The sequence below is a fragment of the Solemya velesiana gill symbiont genome (genome assembly GCF_002020805.1).
GTDB lineage: Bacteria > Pseudomonadota > Gammaproteobacteria > Chromatiales > Chromatiaceae > Sedimenticola_A.
The window spans coordinates 1-18,021 of the sequence record NZ_MPRJ01000048.1; the positions used below are offsets into that span (position 1 = coordinate 1).

17 protein-coding genes, 1 other RNA gene and 1 pseudogene are annotated in these 18,021 nt (G+C 55.9%); 12 read left to right on the forward strand and 7 right to left on the reverse strand.

Features of this window, described 5'->3' with window-relative positions:
- Positions 1-90: 90 nt before the first annotated feature.
- From BOW53_RS08175 to smpB, 4 genes and pseudogenes are all read right to left on the reverse strand, one after another.
- Positions 91-537 (reverse strand): annotated as a pseudogene (locus BOW53_RS08175) (anti-phage-associated DUF499 domain-containing protein); the annotation flags it as partial.
- Positions 534-731, reverse strand: a complete 198-nt coding sequence (locus BOW53_RS08180) for a type II toxin-antitoxin system antitoxin (protein ID WP_078487484.1) — start codon at positions 729-731, stop codon at positions 534-536. The pseudogene BOW53_RS08175 and the gene BOW53_RS08180, both read right to left, overlap by 4 nt.
- A gap of 504 nt (positions 732-1,235) precedes the next feature.
- Positions 1,236-1,602, reverse strand: a transfer-messenger RNA (tmRNA) gene (gene ssrA / locus BOW53_RS08185).
- 171 nt (positions 1,603-1,773) lie between these two features.
- Complete coding sequence (smpB, locus tag BOW53_RS08190; RefSeq protein ID WP_078487486.1) at positions 1,774-2,259, reverse strand: SsrA-binding protein SmpB; 486 nt, start codon at positions 2,257-2,259, stop codon at positions 1,774-1,776.
- Between the two features lie 131 nt (positions 2,260-2,390).
- Between smpB and BOW53_RS08195 the strand changes: the two genes are divergently transcribed.
- Genes BOW53_RS08195 through BOW53_RS08205 form a run of 3 tightly spaced genes read left to right on the forward strand, consistent with a single transcriptional unit; the run spans position 2,391 to position 4,527 of the window.
- Entirely contained in the window at positions 2,391-3,764 is a 1,374-nt protein-coding gene (locus BOW53_RS08195) for a sodium-dependent transporter (protein WP_078487459.1), read from the forward strand.
- Positions 3,765-4,199 carry a type II toxin-antitoxin system RatA family toxin gene (locus BOW53_RS08200; RefSeq protein ID WP_078487461.1) on the forward strand — a complete coding sequence of 145 codons (435 nt, stop codon included), beginning with the start codon at positions 3,765-3,767 and terminating at the stop codon, positions 4,197-4,199.
- On the forward strand, positions 4,192-4,527 hold the full coding sequence (locus BOW53_RS08205) for an RnfH family protein (protein ID WP_245832058.1): 336 nt from the start codon (positions 4,192-4,194) through the stop codon (positions 4,525-4,527). The genes BOW53_RS08200 and BOW53_RS08205 overlap by 8 nt, the downstream gene beginning before the upstream one ends.
- A gap of 9 nt (positions 4,528-4,536) precedes the next feature.
- Here the strand turns inward: BOW53_RS08205 and BOW53_RS08210 are convergent, their stop codons facing one another.
- Positions 4,537-5,022 carry an outer membrane protein assembly factor BamE gene (locus tag BOW53_RS08210; RefSeq protein WP_078487462.1) on the reverse strand — a complete coding sequence of 162 codons (486 nt, stop codon included), beginning with the start codon at positions 5,020-5,022 and terminating at the stop codon, positions 4,537-4,539.
- A gap of 80 nt (positions 5,023-5,102) precedes the next feature.
- On the opposite strand from BOW53_RS08210, the gene fur reads away from it, so the two are divergent.
- The gene (fur, locus tag BOW53_RS08215; RefSeq protein WP_078487464.1) at positions 5,103-5,537 is read left to right on the forward strand and encodes a ferric iron uptake transcriptional regulator; all 435 of its coding nucleotides are present in this window, start codon (positions 5,103-5,105) and stop codon (positions 5,535-5,537) included.
- A 111-nt stretch (positions 5,538-5,648) separates the two neighbouring features.
- Here the strand turns inward: fur and recN are convergent, their stop codons facing one another.
- Both recN and BOW53_RS08225 read right to left on the reverse strand, forming a co-directional pair.
- Positions 5,649-7,319 carry a DNA repair protein RecN gene (gene recN / locus BOW53_RS08220; protein WP_078487466.1) on the reverse strand — a complete coding sequence of 557 codons (1,671 nt, stop codon included), beginning with the start codon at positions 7,317-7,319 and terminating at the stop codon, positions 5,649-5,651.
- 33 nt (positions 7,320-7,352) lie between these two features.
- Entirely contained in the window at positions 7,353-8,219 is an 867-nt protein-coding gene (locus BOW53_RS08225; protein WP_078487468.1) for an NAD(+) kinase, read from the reverse strand.
- Positions 8,220-8,411: 192 nt separating this feature from the next.
- Here BOW53_RS08225 and hrcA point away from each other — a divergent pair, with 192 nt between their 5' ends.
- The 8 genes from hrcA (at position 8,412) to BOW53_RS08265 (ending at position 17,927) form a co-directional block, all read left to right on the forward strand.
- On the forward strand, positions 8,412-9,458 hold the full coding sequence (hrcA, locus tag BOW53_RS08230) for a heat-inducible transcriptional repressor HrcA (protein ID WP_245832060.1): 1,047 nt from the start codon (positions 8,412-8,414) through the stop codon (positions 9,456-9,458).
- Between the two features lie 109 nt (positions 9,459-9,567).
- On the forward strand, positions 9,568-10,173 hold the full coding sequence (grpE, locus tag BOW53_RS08235) for a nucleotide exchange factor GrpE (RefSeq protein ID WP_078487472.1): 606 nt from the start codon (positions 9,568-9,570) through the stop codon (positions 10,171-10,173).
- A 90-nt stretch (positions 10,174-10,263) separates the two neighbouring features.
- A complete protein-coding gene (gene dnaK, locus BOW53_RS08240; RefSeq protein ID WP_078487474.1) occupies positions 10,264-12,204 on the forward strand; it encodes a molecular chaperone DnaK in 1,941 nt (646 codons plus the stop codon).
- Positions 12,205-12,358: 154 nt separating this feature from the next.
- Entirely contained in the window at positions 12,359-13,513 is a 1,155-nt protein-coding gene (gene dnaJ / locus BOW53_RS08245; protein WP_078487476.1) for a molecular chaperone DnaJ, read from the forward strand.
- A 38-nt stretch (positions 13,514-13,551) separates the two neighbouring features.
- Positions 13,552-14,355, forward strand: coding sequence for a 4-hydroxy-tetrahydrodipicolinate reductase (gene dapB, locus BOW53_RS08250; protein ID WP_078487477.1), 804 nt, complete (start codon positions 13,552-13,554; stop codon positions 14,353-14,355).
- Between the two features lie 297 nt (positions 14,356-14,652).
- Positions 14,653-15,807 (forward strand): anti-phage 6A-MBL system MBL-fold protein, encoded by a 1,155-nt coding sequence (locus tag BOW53_RS08255; RefSeq protein WP_078487479.1) that lies wholly within the window; start codon positions 14,653-14,655, stop codon positions 15,805-15,807.
- Positions 15,743-16,288, forward strand: coding sequence for a hypothetical protein (locus BOW53_RS13915; RefSeq protein WP_078487481.1), 546 nt, complete (start codon positions 15,743-15,745; stop codon positions 16,286-16,288). Before BOW53_RS08255 ends, BOW53_RS13915 begins: the two co-directional genes overlap by 65 nt.
- Positions 16,266-17,927: a ThiF family adenylyltransferase gene (locus BOW53_RS08265; protein ID WP_172838830.1), complete on the forward strand. Its 1,662-nt coding sequence runs from the start codon at positions 16,266-16,268 to the stop codon at positions 17,925-17,927. The genes BOW53_RS13915 and BOW53_RS08265 overlap by 23 nt, the downstream gene beginning before the upstream one ends.
- The last annotated feature ends 94 nt before the right edge of the window (positions 17,928-18,021 follow it).

Genomic DNA, 18,021 nt, shown 5'->3' on the forward strand with positions numbered 1-18,021 from the left:
TACTCCTGCAAAGCCTTGATGCAGGTAGAGTTGTACGTGGGTCAAAATTCGATGCAAATTATGGGGGTAGGTGGGTCAGTTTTGGGCGCAATTCAACAAGTAATCTTTAATTTCTTCAGCAGCACCCAGCTGCGTGGCAATTTCGCCCCAAATATAATTATCTGGATTGTTTCGTCCGTTAAATGCAGCTATTCGTGCATTACCAAAATCTAATCGGTTATTTAGGTCTTCGGGCAGAACGTCTGGTCGTAAGTGAGCATGTTTAGCAAGTAAGCCCAAGGCGATCATCATGTGCGTTTTACCACCACCCATGGCTTGGGTGAGTTCAAAAACGGCTTGATCTGATTTGCCTGACAATCGCAGCATGCCTTCACGAAAGAGTTGTTCCATTCCGTGAGTTACAAAGTTGCGTGAGAAGAACTCGCTACCATCACCAGCGTCAGTGATTAGATCTGCCAGGTTCTCAATTCCCTGGCTCATTCTGTAGTCCTGAATAACAGGATTAAAACGACACGCCTGTTTAACCGTCTTGATCATTTTGAACGCTCCCCACGTTGATCTGAATCCTGGGATTGTTCTATGGCTATACCATTTTTCTCGCAATGCTCTCGAATCATCACTTCTATCATGTTTGCGATAGAGCGATGCTCCGCTTGAGCAGCTGCGCGCAACGCCTCCTTCAAGTTTGGATCGACTCTTATAGTCAGCGTCGCAGTTTTGGTGGTAGCCATCATACTCTCCCGAAATGCCTGCAAATGTACTGCAATATACTGTATTGCAGTTTGCAGTACAATCAGAAGGTGGTAAGAGGTTTGCCTTTACCATTTGAGAGTTTTTCGGCTAAAAAATTTTGGGGATAGAGTCATGTGGCTGCAGCCCTTGTGATACTTGAGTTGCAGCTATGAACGCTCGAATTTAAGTACTTATCAACTCATAAATGCTCGAAAGAATTTATTGAGTATTTCCTTTCGCCCAACCAATTCACCCAACAAATCTTTTGATTAGTCCAATAATAAGCTATTGATTTTAAAGGGCTCTCTGTTCTCTGGTTATGGACTTGGGCTGTTCGAGATGGGGAAAGGTGCAGAGAGTATTCGGCAATTTAGAGAATATTCGCCTTGGATAGTCCGAGATTAAGAAGAGGGCGAAGTCCGTAAACCCTTGCCACATAAGGGCTGTAACGCGGGTTGCAGGCAATAAAAAACCCCAACTGATAACAGTTGGGGTTTCGTATTTGGTGGAGGCGGCGGGAATCGAACCCGCGTCCGCAAGCACTCCGCCTTTGGCTCTACATGCTTAGTCGAGTCTATTAAAATTTAACTGCCTGATACCCGACCGACAGGGCGTTCAGAGCAGCGATTCCGGTTAAGTTTTAGCGAATCCACCCCGAACAAGCTTCATCGCAAAGCTTGTGAGATATGACACCCGGAACCTGGACGCACAAGCACGGCTCCAGTCGGATGGCCTCTACAGGTTATTAAGCTGCGAGTGCGTAGTTGTCGTCGTTGGCAACTATCTTGGTACAGATGGATTTACGAGGGAATCTGTATCCTCGGCATGCACCTCAGGTTTTGCTACCCACGTCGAAGCCAAGTCGCCCCCAAGGGTCGTAAGTAAGACATTTTATATGGGGGGGAGTTCCGTGTCATTTGTTTTAGAAGATTATGGGGTTTGGGGCATAAATCGGCCTGGGGCCGATGGTCGCGATTAAAATCGCTTGTGGATCTCGGCATGCGCCGGGATGACGGGTGGGGTGGTCGGCTGCGGGGGAGGTCAGCCTTTTTTGAGGAGACGGGCTTTGTCGCGCTGCCAGTCGCGGTCTTTCTCTGTGGTGCGCTTGTCGTGGAGCTTTTTGCCCTTGCCCAGGCCCACTTCGAGCTTGGCGCGGCCGTTTTTCCAGTACATAGCGGTGGCTACCAGGGTGTAGCCCTTGCGCTCTACCTGGCCGATCAGCTTGTTGATCTCCTGGCGGTGGAGCAGCAGTTTACGTACCCGGGTGGGTTCGGGGTGTATGTGGGTCGACGCGGTCTTCAGCGGGGTGATGTGTAGACCGGAGATGAAGGCCTCGCCCTCTTTGACGAAGACATAGCTCTCGGTGAGGTTGATACGCCCCTCGCGCAGGCTCTTCACTTCCCAGCCCTCAAGGGCGATTCCTGCCTCGAAGCGCTCCTCAATGAAATAGTCGTGTTTTGCCCGCTTGTTGAGGGCAATGGTACTGCCGCCGCTGCTTGGGGTTTTCTTTTTCGGTTTTTTCGCCATGGCGCGCATTTTATGCGAGGTTCGGAGGTGGGGCCAGTCTGGGACGTTAGTTTCTTGTTATGTTGCAGGATATGGTCGAAAATGGCCCGCTCTGACAGTTGGCACAGATTGGGTTATCAAGGGCGGATAATTTGCTGAAGCAGGCTTCTATACATGGGCAGTGGTCGACGCGGATGGTGTTCATCCTGGCGGCGACGGGTTCTGCCGTTGGCCTGGGCAATATCTGGAAGTTTCCTTACCTGGCCGGTGAGTACGGGGGCGGGGCCTTCGTGCTGGTCTATCTGCTTTCCATTGCCCTGATCGGTATACCGGTGATGATGTCCGAGATCCTGATCGGTCGCCGTGGTCGCCAGAGCCCCCTGAACAGCCTCAAGTCCCTGGTGGAGAACGAAGGCGCCCGCCGGGAGTGGCAGTGGATCGGTTTGGTGGGCATCCTCTCGGCCCTGGTGACCATCTCTTTCTACAGCGTGATCGCAGGCTGGGCGCTGGCCTACCTGGTGCGAACATCAGCGGGGGTTTTTGTCGGCGTCACCCACGAGGGAATAGACAGTATCTTCTCCGACCTGGTGTCCGACCCCGAGCGGCTCCTCGCCTGGCATACCATTTTCATGGTGATGACCACGGTGGTTGTTGCTCGCGGCGTTAAATCCGGCCTGGAGCAGGCGGTGAAGTTCATGATGCCGATGTTGCTTCTGCTCCTGGTTTTCCTGGTGGTCTACGGTTCGACTACCGGCAAGCTGACGGATACCTTCCTGTTCCTTTTTACCCCGGATTTCAGCCAGCTCTCGGCCGCCGGCATGCTGGAGGCCATGGGTCACGCCTTTTTCACCCTGAGCCTGGGGATGGGGGCGATCATGATCTATGGCTCCTATCTTCCTGGCGAGGTATCCATCGGCAAGGCGACGCTCCTGGTCGCGGGGATGGATACGGTGATTGCCCTGCTGGCCGGGTTGGCGATTTTTCCCATTGCACTGGCCAATGGTCTTGCGGTGGATTCCGGACCCGGTTTGATTTTTCAGACCCTGCCGGTGGCATTCGGCCAAATGCCGGACGGCGTACTGTTTGGAGCCCTGTTTTTCCTGTTGCTTGTTTTTGCAGCCTGGACCTCCAGCATTTCGTTGCTTGAACCCGGTGTTGCCTGGTTGGTGGAGAGCTTGAATATGCAGCGCAGGCGGGCCGCGGCCTGGGTCGGCCTGTCAGTCTGGATGCTGGGCATCGTAACCATTATGTCCTTCAGCAGTTGGTCATTCGAATTCGAGTTTGCCGGAGAGACGAAACACAACGGAATGTTTGATATCTTTAACATTCTGACAGCAGGTATTCTGTTGCCCCTGGGTGGCCTGGCCATTGCGCTGTTTTGCGGATGGATCATGCGCCGACAGTCGGTTGCTGATGAGCTGGGCGGAAAAGAGGGGGCCGGCTTTGAGCTGTGGTACTTTGTTACCCGGTATATAACGCCTCTGGCAGTATTTGTGGTGTTTTTACGGGCGATAGGGGTTTTTTAATTGCCGGTTGTAAAGAAAAGTGCGCTGGTTGCCCATTCGGCAGCCCAGATGTTTGAAATCGTCAATGATGTCGAGTCCTATCCCCAGTTTCTGCCCTGGTGTAACTCCAGTGCATTGCTGTCGCGGGATGAAGTGGAGTTATGCGGGCAGATCGAGGTGGCCAGGGCGGGGGTGAAACAGAAGTTCTCCACCTGCAATACCCTGCATCCCTACGACAGGATCGAGATCCGCCTGGTCGAGGGGCCGTTCAAAACCCTGCATGGTGAGTGGCGGTTCACCGCACTGCGCGAAGATGCCTGCAAGGTGGAACTGGAGTTGGATTTTCATTTTTCAGGCAAGCTGATTGACAAGGCATTCGGTGCGGTGTTCAACCAGATCGCCAATACCCTGGTGGACGCATTCTGTAAAAGAGCAAGCGAGGTGTATCGTGGGTAGTACCTTCGAAGTTGAAGTGGCCTATGCAAAAGCCAATGAGCAGGTGATCCTGACGGTGAAGGGCCAGGAGGGCATCACGGCGGCCGAGGCTATTGAACGCTCAGGTATAACTGAGGAGTTCCCGGAGATCGATCTTGAAACGGTAAAGATCGGTATATTCGGCAAAGCGGCAAAAAAAGATGCCGAACTGAACGCCGGAGACAGGGTGGAGATTTATCGTCCCCTGATCGCCGATCCCAAGGCGGCACGCAAGAAACGGGCAGCCGAGGGCAAGGCACTGCGCAAAGGTGGCGGTAAGGCCGAAGATAAGGGTACTAAGGAAGCGTAGTAGTCCCGTTTACTCGTCCGACTCGAGACCGACGCTATCCAGCATTCGGGTCACGATGCCTTTTTTCTGGGGAGTGTAGTCAGGTACCGTGATCACGTTCTCTTCATCCACTTGAACGGGATCGGGCTCAGGCTGGGGCCGCAGGTCACCCTCGATGCTTACCAGCCTGTCCTGCTCAAAGTGCAATGCCACGCGTTTCTGCACACGCTCTTCCTTGCCTTCCTGCATGCTGTAGATGTAGTCCCAGCGGTTCTGGTGGAAGGTGTCGATCAGCATCGGCGTACCCATCAGGTAGCGAACCTGGCTCTTTGACATGCCCGGTTGAAGCTTGTTGATCATCTCCTGGTTAACTACGTTGCCCTGTTGAACGTCAACCCTGTAGACATAGGGCATCTCGTCCAGAGCATTGGGAATTGCATCGCTTACTTTTTGTGCACTTTCGCAGCCGGCCAGCAGGCTTGCACCACATACCCAATAGATGAGAAGCTTTCGCATTCGGAGTTTCCAGTTCACTATAAAAACAATGGCCGGAATCATACCCGATTCGCACGTTGAAAACATCTGAGGATTGCAGTTTGGAAGATCAACACATCAGAAATGCGGGACTGAAAGTCACAGTTCCCCGGATGAAAATTCTGGAACTGTTGGAGAAGAGTGGACAGCGCCACGTCAGTGCGGAAGATGTTTACAAGATGCTGCTGGAAGCGGGAGAGGAAATCGGACTGGCCACGGTCTACCGGGTGCTCACCCAATTCGAAGCAGCTGGGCTTGTCGAGCGCAACAACTTCGAAGGCGGCTACTCGGTGTTCGAATTGAACCGGGGCCAGCATCACGACCATATCGTCTGCGTACTCTGCGGAAAGGTGGCAGAGTTCTATGACGAGACCATCGAAAAGCGACAGCAGAAGATTGCCGAAAAATACGATTTCGAGATCGGCGATCACAGCCTGACCATCTACGGGCATTGCCTCAATGCCGACGCGTGTGCAAAGCGGAACGAGAAGGTTTGATCTTGATACCCCTCTCCACAAGGGGGTAGGAGCGACTTCAGTCGCGATCGGTGTTGGGTATTGGCAATAGGCTGTTTGCGATCAAGTTCGCTCCTACATGGCCGATTCAGGTTATTGCCGGGACTGTCCCAGCATCTCCTGGGCATGGGCCAGGGTCTGATCGGTAATCTCCACACCCCCGAGCATGCGGGCAATCTCTTCCACGCGTTGTGTGCCACTCAGCTGGGTGATCTCGGTACGGGTGCCTTTCCCGTTTGAGGATTTATTGACCTGCAGATGGTGATGTCCCTGTGCAGCCACCTGTGGCAGGTGGGTGACACAGAGCACCTGCCGGGTCTCGCCCAGGCGGTTGAGCAGCCGGCCGACGATCTCCGCAACGCCGCCGCCGATGCCCACATCCACCTCGTCGAATATGAGGGTGGGGATCTGGCCGCAGCTCAGGGTGGCCACCTGTATCGCAAGGCTGATGCGGGACAGCTCACCCCCCGATGCAACCTTGTTCAATGGCTGGGGTTTCTGGCCAGGATTGGCACTGACAAGCATATCGACGCGATTGAGGCCGCTGGCTGATGCCTTCTCAAGTGGCAGGCTCTCAATCTCTATCAACAGCCGGCCGTCGGGCATGCCCAGGGATTGCATCCCCTCGGTGACCTGGCCACCCAGTTTTTTCGCTGCCTTGCGCCGGCTCTTGTCCAGTTTTTCGGCTGACTCCATGTACGCCTGCTCCAGGGCTTCGGTCTGCTGTTCCAGTTCGCTCAGATGGATGTCGGCGTTGTTGAGCTCCTCCAGTTCGGCCTGGAGTGCTTCCAGGCGGGCAGGCAGCTCCTCGGGTTTGCAGCGGTACTTTCTGGCCAGGTCGTGCAGCTCGCCGAGTCGCTGTTCCACTTGGTCGAGGCGGGCAGGGTCCAGCTCTACCTTGTCCACGTACTGCCGTACCTCTAAAACCGCTTCCTGGATCTGGATGTTGGCGCTCTCCAGCATCTCCCGGCACTCTTCAAGGGTGGGATCGACCGACAGCAGATCATCAAGCTCGCCGATGGCGCGGTTGAGGCTGGCCTGGACCGCCCCTTCCTGGTCGTAGAGGATGGAGAGGATCAGGTCACTGCTATTGCGCAGTCGACCGGCATTGCTGAGCCGGGCATGCTCCTCCTCGAGTTCCTTCCACTCGTTATCTCCAGGGCCGCTCTGTTCCAGTTCGTCGGTCTGGTAGCGCAACAGGTCGAGGCGCTCGGTTCGGTTCCGGGAGTCCTCACGCAGTTTCTGCAGGTGATCATCTGTCTCACGCCACTCCCGGTAGAGGGTTGCCGTCTTTTTGCACAGCGCCTGGTGTCCGGCGTACTCGTCCAGCAACTCCCGCTGGTGGTCCCGTCGCAGCAGCGACTGGTGGGCGTGCTGGCCATGGATGTCCACCAGCAGCTCCCCCAGGCTCTGGAGCGTGCGGGCGGTAACCGGACTGCCGTTGACGAAAGCCTTCGAATTGCCGTCGCGTACCAGCACCCGGCGCAGCAGGCATTCGTCGCCGGAATCCAGTGCCTGCTCTTCAAGCAGGGTGCGGACTTCGGGCAGATCCGAGAGGTTGAAGTGGGCTGAAATCTCCGCGCGGTCGCATCCGTTGCGGATCATGTTGTTGTCGGCGCGGTCGCCCAGGGTCAGGCCCAGGGCGTCGATCAGGATCGACTTGCCGGCACCGGTCTCACCGGTCAGGGCGATCAGCCCCCGTTCAAACTCCACCTCGGTGGTGGTGACGATGGCGAGATTCTGGATATGGATACTTGTCAGCATGTAACGGTTACATCTGGAACTGTTGGCAGGTTTTTAAACCGGGTGCTCGCCCCAGCCAAGCTTGGCCCGCAGGATGCTGAAGTGATCGTGTTCCTGTGGATGGATCAGCCGGATGGCGTGGCTGTGTTTCCGGATTTTGATGCGCTCACCGCTCAAGGGGAGGCAGGTCTGGCCGTCGCAGGTTACCCGCACATGCTCCTTGTCGCTGTGACCACAGACCACGATCTCGATCTCGCTGTCTCCGTTGACCACGATAGGACGGTTGCTGAGCCTATGCGGGCAGATGGGTACAAGAACCGTAGCGTTGAGATCGGGATGGAGCAGGGGACCACCACCTGACAGGGCATAGGCCGAGGAACCGGTGGGGGTTGAGATGATCAGGCCGTCGGAGCGTTGGGCATCCACGAAACTGCCGTTGATGTAGGTCTCGAATTCGATCATGCGCGCGATGTTCCACTTGTGGACCACCACGTCGTTGAATGCGGTATAGATCTCACCGTCGATGTCGGCCTGGAGCAGAAAACGATGCTCCTCGTCGTAGTTGCCGGAGAGCACCTGTTCCAGGGTCACCTGCATTTCGTCCGGGGAGATGTCTGCCAGAAAGCCGAGGCGACCGAGGTTGACCCCCACCAGGGGCACATCGTAGTCGGCCAGGCTGCGGGCGGTGTGCAGCAGGGTGCCGTCACCGCCAATGACGATGGCCAGGTCGCTGTTGCTACCGATCTCGCGGAGGCTGGCGGTTTCGAGGTCGTGTCCCTCCAGCCGTTCAGCCGTGGCCTCCTCGAGCAGTACCCGGTGGCCCCGTTTGTGGAGGAAATCATTCACGCCAAGCAGCGTCTCATGGGGAGTCAGATCCCCATGCTTTCCGATAATGCCGATGGTCTGGAAACGCTGCGTCATGGCGAAGTTTCTTTATGGTTATTTAGGCTCAGAAGTTAACACGGTCCCAGGGGTGAGCCAACACCTCATCTGTCCAAATTGGTGTCTTGACACCCTGAACACCCAAAATGATAATTCCAGCCATCTTTAGCACTCGTCAATATCGAGTGCCAAACAGCGTCTTTTTGTCGCTTATGGAACCTGAGGTGGTTGGTGGCGCGTAAAAAAGAGCTCAGTAACAATGAGCGGGCACAGTACTTTCTCAAAGTGCTTGTTGAGCGTTATATCCGTGACGGTGAGCCGGTGGGCTCACGCACCCTGGCCAAGGACTCCGGTCTCGATCTCAGTCCTGCCACTATCAGGAACGTGATGTCCGACTTGGAAGATATGGGGCTGGTGGAATCACCCCATACCTCGGCCGGTCGAGTGCCTACCATCTCCGGATATCGCATGTTCGTCGACAGCCTGGTCACCCTCAAGCCCCCCGGCAAAGGCGAGATGGCTGCCTTGCAGCGCCAGTTTGCAGGGGAGGGTGATCCCAAGGCCCTGGCCGAATCCGCATCCCAACTGCTCTCGGGCTTCACCCACATGGCAGGGGTGGTGATGGTGCCCGGGCGGTCCCATATCATGTTTCGACAGATCGAGTTTCTGCCCCTCTCCGGAAACCGGGTTCTGACCATCCTGGTAACCAAGGACGGTGAAGTACACAACCGGATCATCGAGCCCAAGAAGCACTATACTGCCTCTGAACTGGAGCAGGCGGCCAACCTGCTCAACCAGTATTATGCCGGTGCCAGCCTGGAGGAGATGCACAAGCGGCTGGTCAAGGAGATGGAGGAAGCGCGGGACAGTATGAACCAGATCATGGCCAGGGCACTGGAAATGGCTGAGACGGTGATCGATTCCAGTGACGAGCAGGACGATTTCATCATGGCGGGCCAGACCAACCTGATGGATTTCGACGAGCTCGCCCAGATGGACCGACTACGCAAGCTGTTCGACTCCTTCACCGAGAAGCAGCGCCTGCTGCACCTGCTGGACGGCTCACTGCAGGCCCAGGGGATGCAGGTCTTTATCGGCGAAGAGTCCGGATACCAGCCCCTCGACCACTGCAGCCTGATCACCTCGCCCTACGAGGTGGATGACCAGTTGGCAGGGGTACTGGGTGTCATCGGGCCGACCCGCATGGCCTATGACCGTGTCATCCCGATTGTGGACGTCACGGCCAAATTGCTCGGGGCGGCCTTGAAACAGCAATAACCGCCCCCACTATGTGGAATCATTAGCTTTATCCGGCTATTGAGTGGCTGGAGATGGGCTTTTTTATTGTTAATTTTTAATGCGAATTGAGTGAGTTAGAGGTAGCAGGATGGACAAAGATCAGGAAGCGGTCGATAACCAGGCCGTGACCGATGAAGCGGAGGCGATTGAAACCGACGCTGCAGAGGCTTCAGAGACAGAATCAACCGAAGACTCCGAGGGCGAGGATCTGCGCCTTCTGCTTGAGGATGCCCGTTCCAAGGCAGACGAACACTGGGACCAGCTGGTTCGCGCCCGGGCGGAGGTTGATAACCTGCGCAAGCGTCATGAGCGGGAACTGGAGAATGCCCACAAGTTTGCCCTGGAACGCTTCGTCAGCGAACTGCTGGCTGTGCGGGACAGCATGGAGCTGGGTTTGGGCGCAACCCAGGAAGAGGGCGCAGATTTAGATAAGCTGATCGAGGGCACCGAGCTGACCCTGAAGCTGCTCTCCGATGTGATGGAGCGGTTCGATGTGGTTCAGATCAGCCCCGAAGGCGAGCCCTTCAACCCCGAGTTTCACCAGGCGATGTCCATGCAGCCCCGGGACGACGTGCCACCCAACACCGTCGTTACCGTGATTCAAAAAGGCTACACCCTGAATGGACGCCTGGTCCGCCCGGCCATGGTCATGGTATCCCAGGGCGCATCCGGCGGCATAGACGAGCGGGCTTGAAAACAGAGGGTATGCGCCCCATCTGTGGGGTAACCCGATATTTTGTACAGAATTTTAGAACAGAACTGATTTAACTGGAGACACCGAACAATGGGAAAAATCATCGGAATCGACCTGGGTACCACCAACTCCTGCGTCGCCGTAATGGAAGGCGACAAGGCCCGGGTGATTGAGAACAGTGAAGGTGATCGCACCACCCCCTCCATCATCGCCTACACCGGCGATGGCGAGATCCTGGTGGGCCAGTCGGCCAAGCGCCAGGCTGTGACCAATCCCCAGAATACCCTGTTCGCGATCAAGCGTCTGATCGGTCGTCGTTTCGAGGACGACGTTGTTCAGCGCGACATCAAGATGGTGCCCTACAATATCGTCAAGGCAGACAACGGTGACGCCTGGGTGGAAGCCAATGGCAAGAAGATGGCTGCCCCCGAAATTTCAGCCAAGGTGCTGCAGAAGATGAAGAAGACCGCCGAGGACTATCTCGGTGAAGAGATCAAGGAAGCGGTAATCACCGTGCCGGCCTACTTCAACGACTCCCAGCGCCAAGCCACCAAGGATGCCGGCCGCATCGCGGGCCTGGAAGTGAAGCGCATCATCAATGAGCCCACCGCCGCGGCCCTGGCCTACGGTATGGACAAGCAGACCGGCGATCGCAAGCTCGCGGTGTTCGACCTGGGTGGCGGTACCTTTGATATCTCCATCATCGAGATCGCCGAAATCGACGGCGAACACCAGTTCGAGGTGCTCTCCACCAACGGTGACACCTTCCTGGGCGGCGAGGACTTCGACCTGCGCATCATTGATTTCCTGGCAGACGAGTTCAAGAAAGAGCAGGGCTTCGACCTGCACAACGATCCCCTGGCCCTGCAGCGCCTGAAAGAGGCTGCTGAAAAGGCCAAGATCGAGCTCTCTTCCAGCACCCAGACCGATATCAACCTGCCCTACATCACGGCAGATGCCACCGGTCCCAAGCACCTCAACCTCAAGTTGACCCGTGCCAAGCTGGAGTCCCTGGTCGATGACCTGGTGAACCGCACCGTCGACCCCTGCAAGATTGCTCTGAACGATGCAGGAGTGACGGCGTCCGAGATCGATGACGTGATCCTGGTGGGTGGTCAGACCCGTATGCCCAAGGTCCAGGAGACCGTTGAGCAGTTCTTCGGCAAGGCGCCCCGCAAGGACGTCAACCCCGACGAGGCGGTTGCAGTGGGTGCAGCGATCCAGGGTGGTGTACTGGCCGGCGACGTGAAAGACGTACTGCTGCTGGACGTAACCCCGCTCTCCCTGGGTATCGAGACCCTGGGTGGCGTGATGACCAAGCTGATCGAGAAGAACACCACTATTCCGACCAAGGCACAGCAGGTCTTCTCCACCGCCGACGACAACCAGACCGCGGTGACCGTGCACGTGCTGCAGGGTGAGCGCGAGCAGGCGGGGGGCAACAAGTCCCTCGGCCGTTTTGACCTGACCGACATTCCGCCGGCACCCCGTGGCGTGCCCCAGGTCGAGGTGAGCTTCGACATCGACGCCAACGGTATCCTGAACGTGTCCGCCAAGGACAAGGCCACCGGCAAGGAGCAGTCCATCGTGATCAAGGCCTCTTCCGGCCTGAGCGACGATGAGGTCGATCGCATGGTGAAAGATGCCGAGATGCATGCCGACGAGGACCGCAAGTTCCAGGAGCTGGCCCAGGCCCGCAACCAGGCCGACACCATGATCCATGCCACCAGGAAGTCCATGGAAGAGCTGGGTGACGACCAAATGGAAGCCAGCGAGAAAGAGGCCATCGAGAGCGCCATCAAGGACCTGGAAGAGGCAATGAAGGGCGACGACAAGGACGCCATCGAAGCCAAGACCAAGACTCTGGCCGAAGCTTCCGGCAAGATGGCCGAGCGCCTCTACGCCCAGAAGGATGCCGAGGGTGCAGCGGCAGATGCAGCTGCCGGCGCCGAAGGCGGCGATACTGGCGGATCTGCCGGTGGCGACGATGTGGTGGACGCAGAGTTCGAAGAGGTAAAAGAGGACAAATAACGTTCTTCCATCCGGGGGATCACCCGGTAAAAAAGGTTAACGTTACTGGCGGACGTAGGGGGTGCTGAGACCCTCTGCGTTTTCGCGTGTCAGCAGTTGAGAATAATATCACCAGGGCAGCGGGGCCCTGTGAGAAGGATGAAGTGACCGGTATATGTCAAAGCGTGACTATTACGAAGTCCTAGGTGTCAGCAAGAACGCGAGCGAGGCCGAACTGAAGAAGGCCTACCGGCGTCTTGCCATGAAGTACCACCCCGATCGCAACACCGGGGATGATGCGACAGACGCGGAGCAGAAGTTCAAAGAGGTCAAGGAGGCCTACGAGGTTCTGTCGGATGCCCAGAAGCGTGCCGCCTACGACCAGTTCGGTCATGTCGGTGTAGACGCCTCCATGGGCGGTGGCCCGGGTGCCGGCGGTTTCGGTGGCGGTGGCAACTTCAGCGATATTTTCGGGGACGTCTTTGGTGATATCTTCGGCGGTGGTCGGGGAGGCGGCCCACGTGTACACCGGGGCGCCGATCTGCGCTACAACCTGCAGCTCACACTGGAGGAAGCGGTAGCCGGCACTTCGGTCAAGATTCGCGTGCCCACCATAGTCAAGTGCAATGTGTGCAACGGCAGCGGCGCCAAGAAGGGAACTACGCCAAAGACCTGCGATACCTGCGGCGGTCATGGCCAGGTCCGCATGCAACAGGGCTTCTTCTCCGTTCAACAGACCTGTCCTACCTGCCACGGCAAGGGTACGGTGATCAGCGACCCCTGTTCGGGATGTCATGGTGTCGGCCGGGTGGAGCAGCACAAGACGCTTTCCGTCAAAGTACCTGCCGGCGTCGATACCGGCGACCGTATCCGGCTCGCCGGTGAAGGTGAGGCGGGGGAGAACGGCGGGCCACCCGGTGATCTCTATGTTCAGGTCAATGTCAAAGAACACGAGATCTTCACCCGGGAAGACAACCACCTCTTCTGCGAGGTGCCCATCAGTATCGTCACCGCCGCGCTGGGTGGTGAGCTTGAAGTGCCCACCCTGGATGGCAAGGTGATGCTGAAGATCCCTGCAGGTACCCAGGCGGGCAAGATGTTCCGCATGCGTGGCAAGGGTGTCAAACCCGTACGCGGTGGCCCCTTGGGCGACCTGATCTGCCGTGTCATGGTGGAGACGCCCGTGAATCTCACTGATCGCCAGAAAGATCTGCTGCGCCAGCTGGACGAGACGATGCAAAACTGTGGCGGCAAGCACAGCCCTCAATCCACCACCTGGCTGGACGGTGTGAAGCGGTTTTTTGAAGGCATGGGATTCAACAAGGGCTAGGGTCTGTTAACAGGCCCTGAATAATCAGGAGAAGAATAATGGTACGAGTAGCAGTGGTAGGTGCCGCGGGACGCATGGGCAAAGCCCTGATACAGGCTGTTTGCGATGCAGACGGGCTCGAACTCGGAGCGGCCACCGAAAGACCTGACAGCACCCTGGTGGGTGTTGACGCAGGCGAAGTGGCCGGTGTGGGCAAGCTGGGCGTGGCGATTGCCGGCGGCCTGGACAAGGTGGTGGACGACTTTGACGTGGTGATAGATTTCACCTCACCGGCTGCAACCATAGGTCATCTGCAGATCTGCAGCGCCAACGATAAACGCATGGTGATCGGTACCACCGGTCTGGACGATGAGCAGAAGGCGGCTCTCAAAGCCGCTTCCGATAAAATCGCCATCGTCTTTGCACCCAACATGAGCGTGGGCGTCAATCTCTGCTTCAAGCTGTTGGATATCGCTGCACGGGTTATGGGTGACGATGTGGACATCGAGGTTATCGAGGCTCACCACCGCCACAAGGTAGATGCACCGTCCGGCACCGCGCTGCGCATGGGCGAGGTGGTAGCCGATGCCCTGGGGCGCGATCTCAAGGAGTGCGCCGTTTATGGCCGTGAGGGTCAGACGGGTGAACGGGATCGCAAGACCATCGGTTTCGAAACCATTCGCGCCGGCGACGTGGTTGGTGACCACACGGTGCTGTTTGCCGCCATGGGCGAAAGGGTGGAGATCACCCACAAGGCCTCAAGCCGCATGACCTTTGCCAATGGCGCCGCCAGGGCCTCCGGCTGGGTCATGGAGTACGAGAATGGATTGTTCGACATGCAGGATGTGTTGGGTTTGAGATGAAATCAGATCAGTATCTGTCATGAAAAGGCCGGCCGTTACAGCAAGGGGTTTACTTAACCTGTTGCACTTTTAGGCCTCAAAAAGCCGCTCAAGCTACCTGGCCTGAGCGGCTTTTTTGTTGCCACTCAGGTCAAAATCCACCTCACAAGGGTACGTAAGGAGGAGCAGGGAAGTCAGCAACCCGTTGTATTTACCGAATAATTCTCTCGACTGCCGATAAAATTTTAAAATGCTCCTTTAAATTCCAAAACAAACCCATATGTATGATGGGGTTAGCGCATTGAAAAGGAACTACCAATGTCCATTGATCTCCCATCCCAAGGTTTTATTTTTTGGCCTGTTGGCACCGGCGACAGCTCCACCGTAAAAGTCGACGAAGACACCTATCTGCAGGTCGACATCAGGCACATGGCGAAGGTCGATGAAGATGATGACCCAGCTTGGCCTATCATCGATCATCTAGTCGAAATTCTTCCCGAGGTAAACGGGAAGCCTTACCTGTCTACCTTTGCCCTGACGCATCCAGACAAAGACCACTGCCAAGGCTTTGAAGAGTTGTTGGACAAGGTTGAGATTGGAGAACTCTGGCTCTCCCCCAGGGTGTTTCAGGAATACCATGACGACGAAGGCCTCTGCGAGGACGCCGAGACATTCCATGACGAAGCACTGCGCCGCGTAAAGGCCACAATCGACGCAGCCGGTGACCCTGGAAGCGGCAACCGGGTGCGTATTATTGGGTACGATGAACTGCTGGAAGAAGATCCCTATAAGGGGTTCCCGATGGAATTCTTTTCAGTCCCCGGGCATGAAATCACTGCCTTGAATGGGCAAGATTTTGGCGATCAGTTCAGAGCGTTCATACATGCACCGTTTGTCGATGACAGCTATGGCGACCGGAACGACTGCAGCCTTGCTTTCCAGATTTCCCTGTCTGACGCCGGCACCATAGGCAAGGCACTCTTCCTTGGTGATCTCAAGTATCCCATCCTGAAGCGGATATTTGATGTGAGCGATGCCGAGGATCTGGAGTGGAACGTCCTGTTAGCTCCTCACCACTGCTCCAAATCTGCCATGTACTGGCAGGATGAAGGAGATGATGAGGAGAAACTCAAGCAGGATATTCTCGACAGCATGGCCAATGCCGCCTTGTCTCCAGGGTTCATCATCTCAAGCTCAACCCCAGTGCCAGCAAAGAACGAATCGGGAGACAATCCGCCTCATGCGATAGCGAAAAGGCAATATCTGCGTATCGCTCCAGATGACTTCTTGTGTACCCATGAGACGCCAAGCGAGGACGATCCGGAGCCCATCGCATTTGAAGTCGGCGCAGGTGGCTTCTCCTACATGGGAACCTTGTCGTTGGCCGCAAGCCTTGAAGAAACAGTTAATGCTGCCCAGGGATTGGATCAGCCTCCCGCGACAGCTGTGGGATTTGGCGGTGACACTGAGTAATGGCCAAGCCAAGGCGCTTGAGCAACTTGAACGAATAGCGTCAGCACCAGATAGCGCGTTAAGAATCGATTACATCGATCCCCCTGCCGACGAGGGAAACTCCGCGGTGGTGGATCTTTCAATCGATTGCCGGCTACTTGAGTGGGCTGAAGGAGGGTTGAAGCTTAACGCGAGAGAGTCAATCCGGCTCTCCATACCCTCGCGGTTCCCTCATTCGTACCCATCCGTGTGGGTTGGGCATCGAAGATTCCAAGGGCATCCTCATGTTCAATGGGCGCGACATATCTGCCTCTATCAAGCGCCAGACACTGAATGGCGGCCAGAAGGTGGTATGTTCGACTTTATGCGGCGAGTGCATGCCTGGTTCAAGGATGCCGCACTAAACCAATTGGATGCCGACGGAGCGCCGTTGCATCCTCCCGCTGTTTACTCTTCCACCGATACCAATGTTTGCATCAATGCAGACACCCCCAGCATTTGAAGAAGAAGTTTGGATAGGTGGAGCGGTTCTAAATCAGATAAACGATAACCGCTTCGACTTAAATGACTGGTTATCTTTTGGTGATGTCGCAAATAACCCAGAGGTTGCTCCGGCAATACTGCTCTCAAAGCCCTTTGGATTTGAATACCCAAAATCGGTTGCTGGATTGGTCTGCCAACTCAAGAAGGCGGATGTATCTCAAAACTCCCTTATTGCGTTACTTTCCGTAGCTGCCGAAACGAAAGACGCAGAAAAGCCGATGCATGTTGTGGTTGGTACCCCCATGCGAGGGATTGCGGGCCAGGGAGAAGAGCGTCGTCAACATTTGGCTATCTGGGAGATTGAACCCCTTGCCGTACAGCGTCTTGCTTTGGTGACCAAGGCGCTGAACCTGTGTGAGAAATGGGGAGATGGCGAGGGAAAAAAGGAAATATTCAAGCTGACGGATGAGATTATCGAGGCTGCCAAAGCTTGGACAAAAGAAGCCAGGATCGGCTGGTGCCGCATCATGGAAAATAGGCCGGAAGTAACTCAGCGGCGAGACGGCGAAAGCCCTTTACATGCTTTCCGGGGCAAAAAGGTGGCTCTATTGGGTTGTGGCGCCATTGGAGGCTGTGTTGCAGAACATCTAGCCCGGACTGGCGTTGAACATATCACCCTTATGGATAACGGGCAGGTGCATCCCGGGATCTTGGTGCGCCAGAATTTCAGAAATGAAGATATTGGAGCATGGAAAGCCGACGCACTCAAAGACCGGCTTTTGGCAATCAATCCCGCCCTGAACTGTGAAGCGTCGAAGGAGAATGTCTACCAGGATCTTTTAGCCAACACTGAGTGGATTGAGCAATTCGATATCGTGATTGATGCAACAGCATCTCTACGCGTACGAACAAAACTGGAAGAACTCAAACAAGGAAGCGCCATTACTGCCATGGCGGCATCACTTATGGTCAGTAGCCGCGCCGAACATGCCGCAATGGCTGCCTCCCCTCCAGAATATACCGGCGCCACGCTTGATACCCTAAGAAAGCTTGGTCTCTCCGTCATGAACAGAGACCACCTGTCCGTTTACAAGAACGCGTTTTGGGCTACTGAATCCGACAGGCAGCTATTTCAGCCAGAACCAGGCTGCTCAGATCCTACCTTCGTAGGTTCGAGCGCTGATGTTGGCGTTCTGGCCGGAAAGATGCTCAATAAACTGGCAGAACTCCTTAGTTCAAGCGGTGAAGAGGCTTATGGAGTGCTTTTCTCCCGAGACTCCACTGAAAACTACGACTACCTCTTTGCCTACCAGCCAGATATTTTGATTCAAACTGGGAATGGTGTTGATGTTCGGCTGACACAGCACGCCTGGCGCGACATTAAAGGCTGGATAAACAGCGGAGCAAGAGAAAGAGGTCCTCTCGTGGAAACCGGAGGGCTTCTGTTCGGTGAGTTTAACGATGTGGTTAATGTTCTTTGGGTAAACGAGGTTATTGGACCGCCGAGCGACAGTGAGTTTAGCGAAGCGGAGTTTGTGTGTGGCACCAGTGGCTCTCAAGAGATCAATCAGGAGAAGAAAAAGCGCACCGGAAACAGCGTCAAGTTTATCGGCACATGGCACTCTCACCCCATAAGCCCCGGGCAACCGAGTCAGTGAATCGCCCCGGGAAAACCGGAGGGTGTTTAGTTTGAGTCATGCCACCATGGCAGACCCATCCATATTGTCATAATACTGCTTTTCGTATTCCGCC

Bases quoted from the DNA above. Each gene is read 5' to 3' on its own strand.
- grpE (WP_078487472.1), top strand. From the start codon at position 9,568: ATGGACAAAGATCAGGAAGCGGTCGATAACCAGGCCGTGACCGATGAA.
- recN (WP_078487466.1), bottom strand. From the start codon at position 7,319: ATGCTGACAAGTATCCATATCCAGAATCTCGCCATCGTCACCACCACC.
- smpB (WP_078487486.1), bottom strand. From the start codon at position 2,259: ATGGCGAAAAAACCGAAAAAGAAAACCCCAAGCAGCGGCGGCAGTACC.
- BOW53_RS08210 (WP_078487462.1), bottom strand. From the start codon at position 5,022: ATGCGAAAGCTTCTCATCTATTGGGTATGTGGTGCAAGCCTGCTGGCC.
- dapB (WP_078487477.1), top strand. From the start codon at position 13,552: ATGGTACGAGTAGCAGTGGTAGGTGCCGCGGGACGCATGGGCAAAGCC.
- dnaK (WP_078487474.1), top strand. From the start codon at position 10,264: ATGGGAAAAATCATCGGAATCGACCTGGGTACCACCAACTCCTGCGTC.
- BOW53_RS08265 (WP_172838830.1), top strand. From the start codon at position 16,266: ATGCAGACACCCCCAGCATTTGAAGAAGAAGTTTGGATAGGTGGAGCG.
- BOW53_RS08180 (WP_078487484.1), bottom strand. From the start codon at position 731: ATGGCTACCACCAAAACTGCGACGCTGACTATAAGAGTCGATCCAAAC.
- BOW53_RS08255 (WP_078487479.1), top strand. From the start codon at position 14,653: ATGTCCATTGATCTCCCATCCCAAGGTTTTATTTTTTGGCCTGTTGGC.
- BOW53_RS08225 (WP_078487468.1), bottom strand. From the start codon at position 8,219: ATGACGCAGCGTTTCCAGACCATCGGCATTATCGGAAAGCATGGGGAT.
- dnaJ (WP_078487476.1), top strand. From the start codon at position 12,359: ATGTCAAAGCGTGACTATTACGAAGTCCTAGGTGTCAGCAAGAACGCG.
- BOW53_RS13915 (WP_078487481.1), top strand. From the start codon at position 15,743: ATGCTGCCCAGGGATTGGATCAGCCTCCCGCGACAGCTGTGGGATTTG.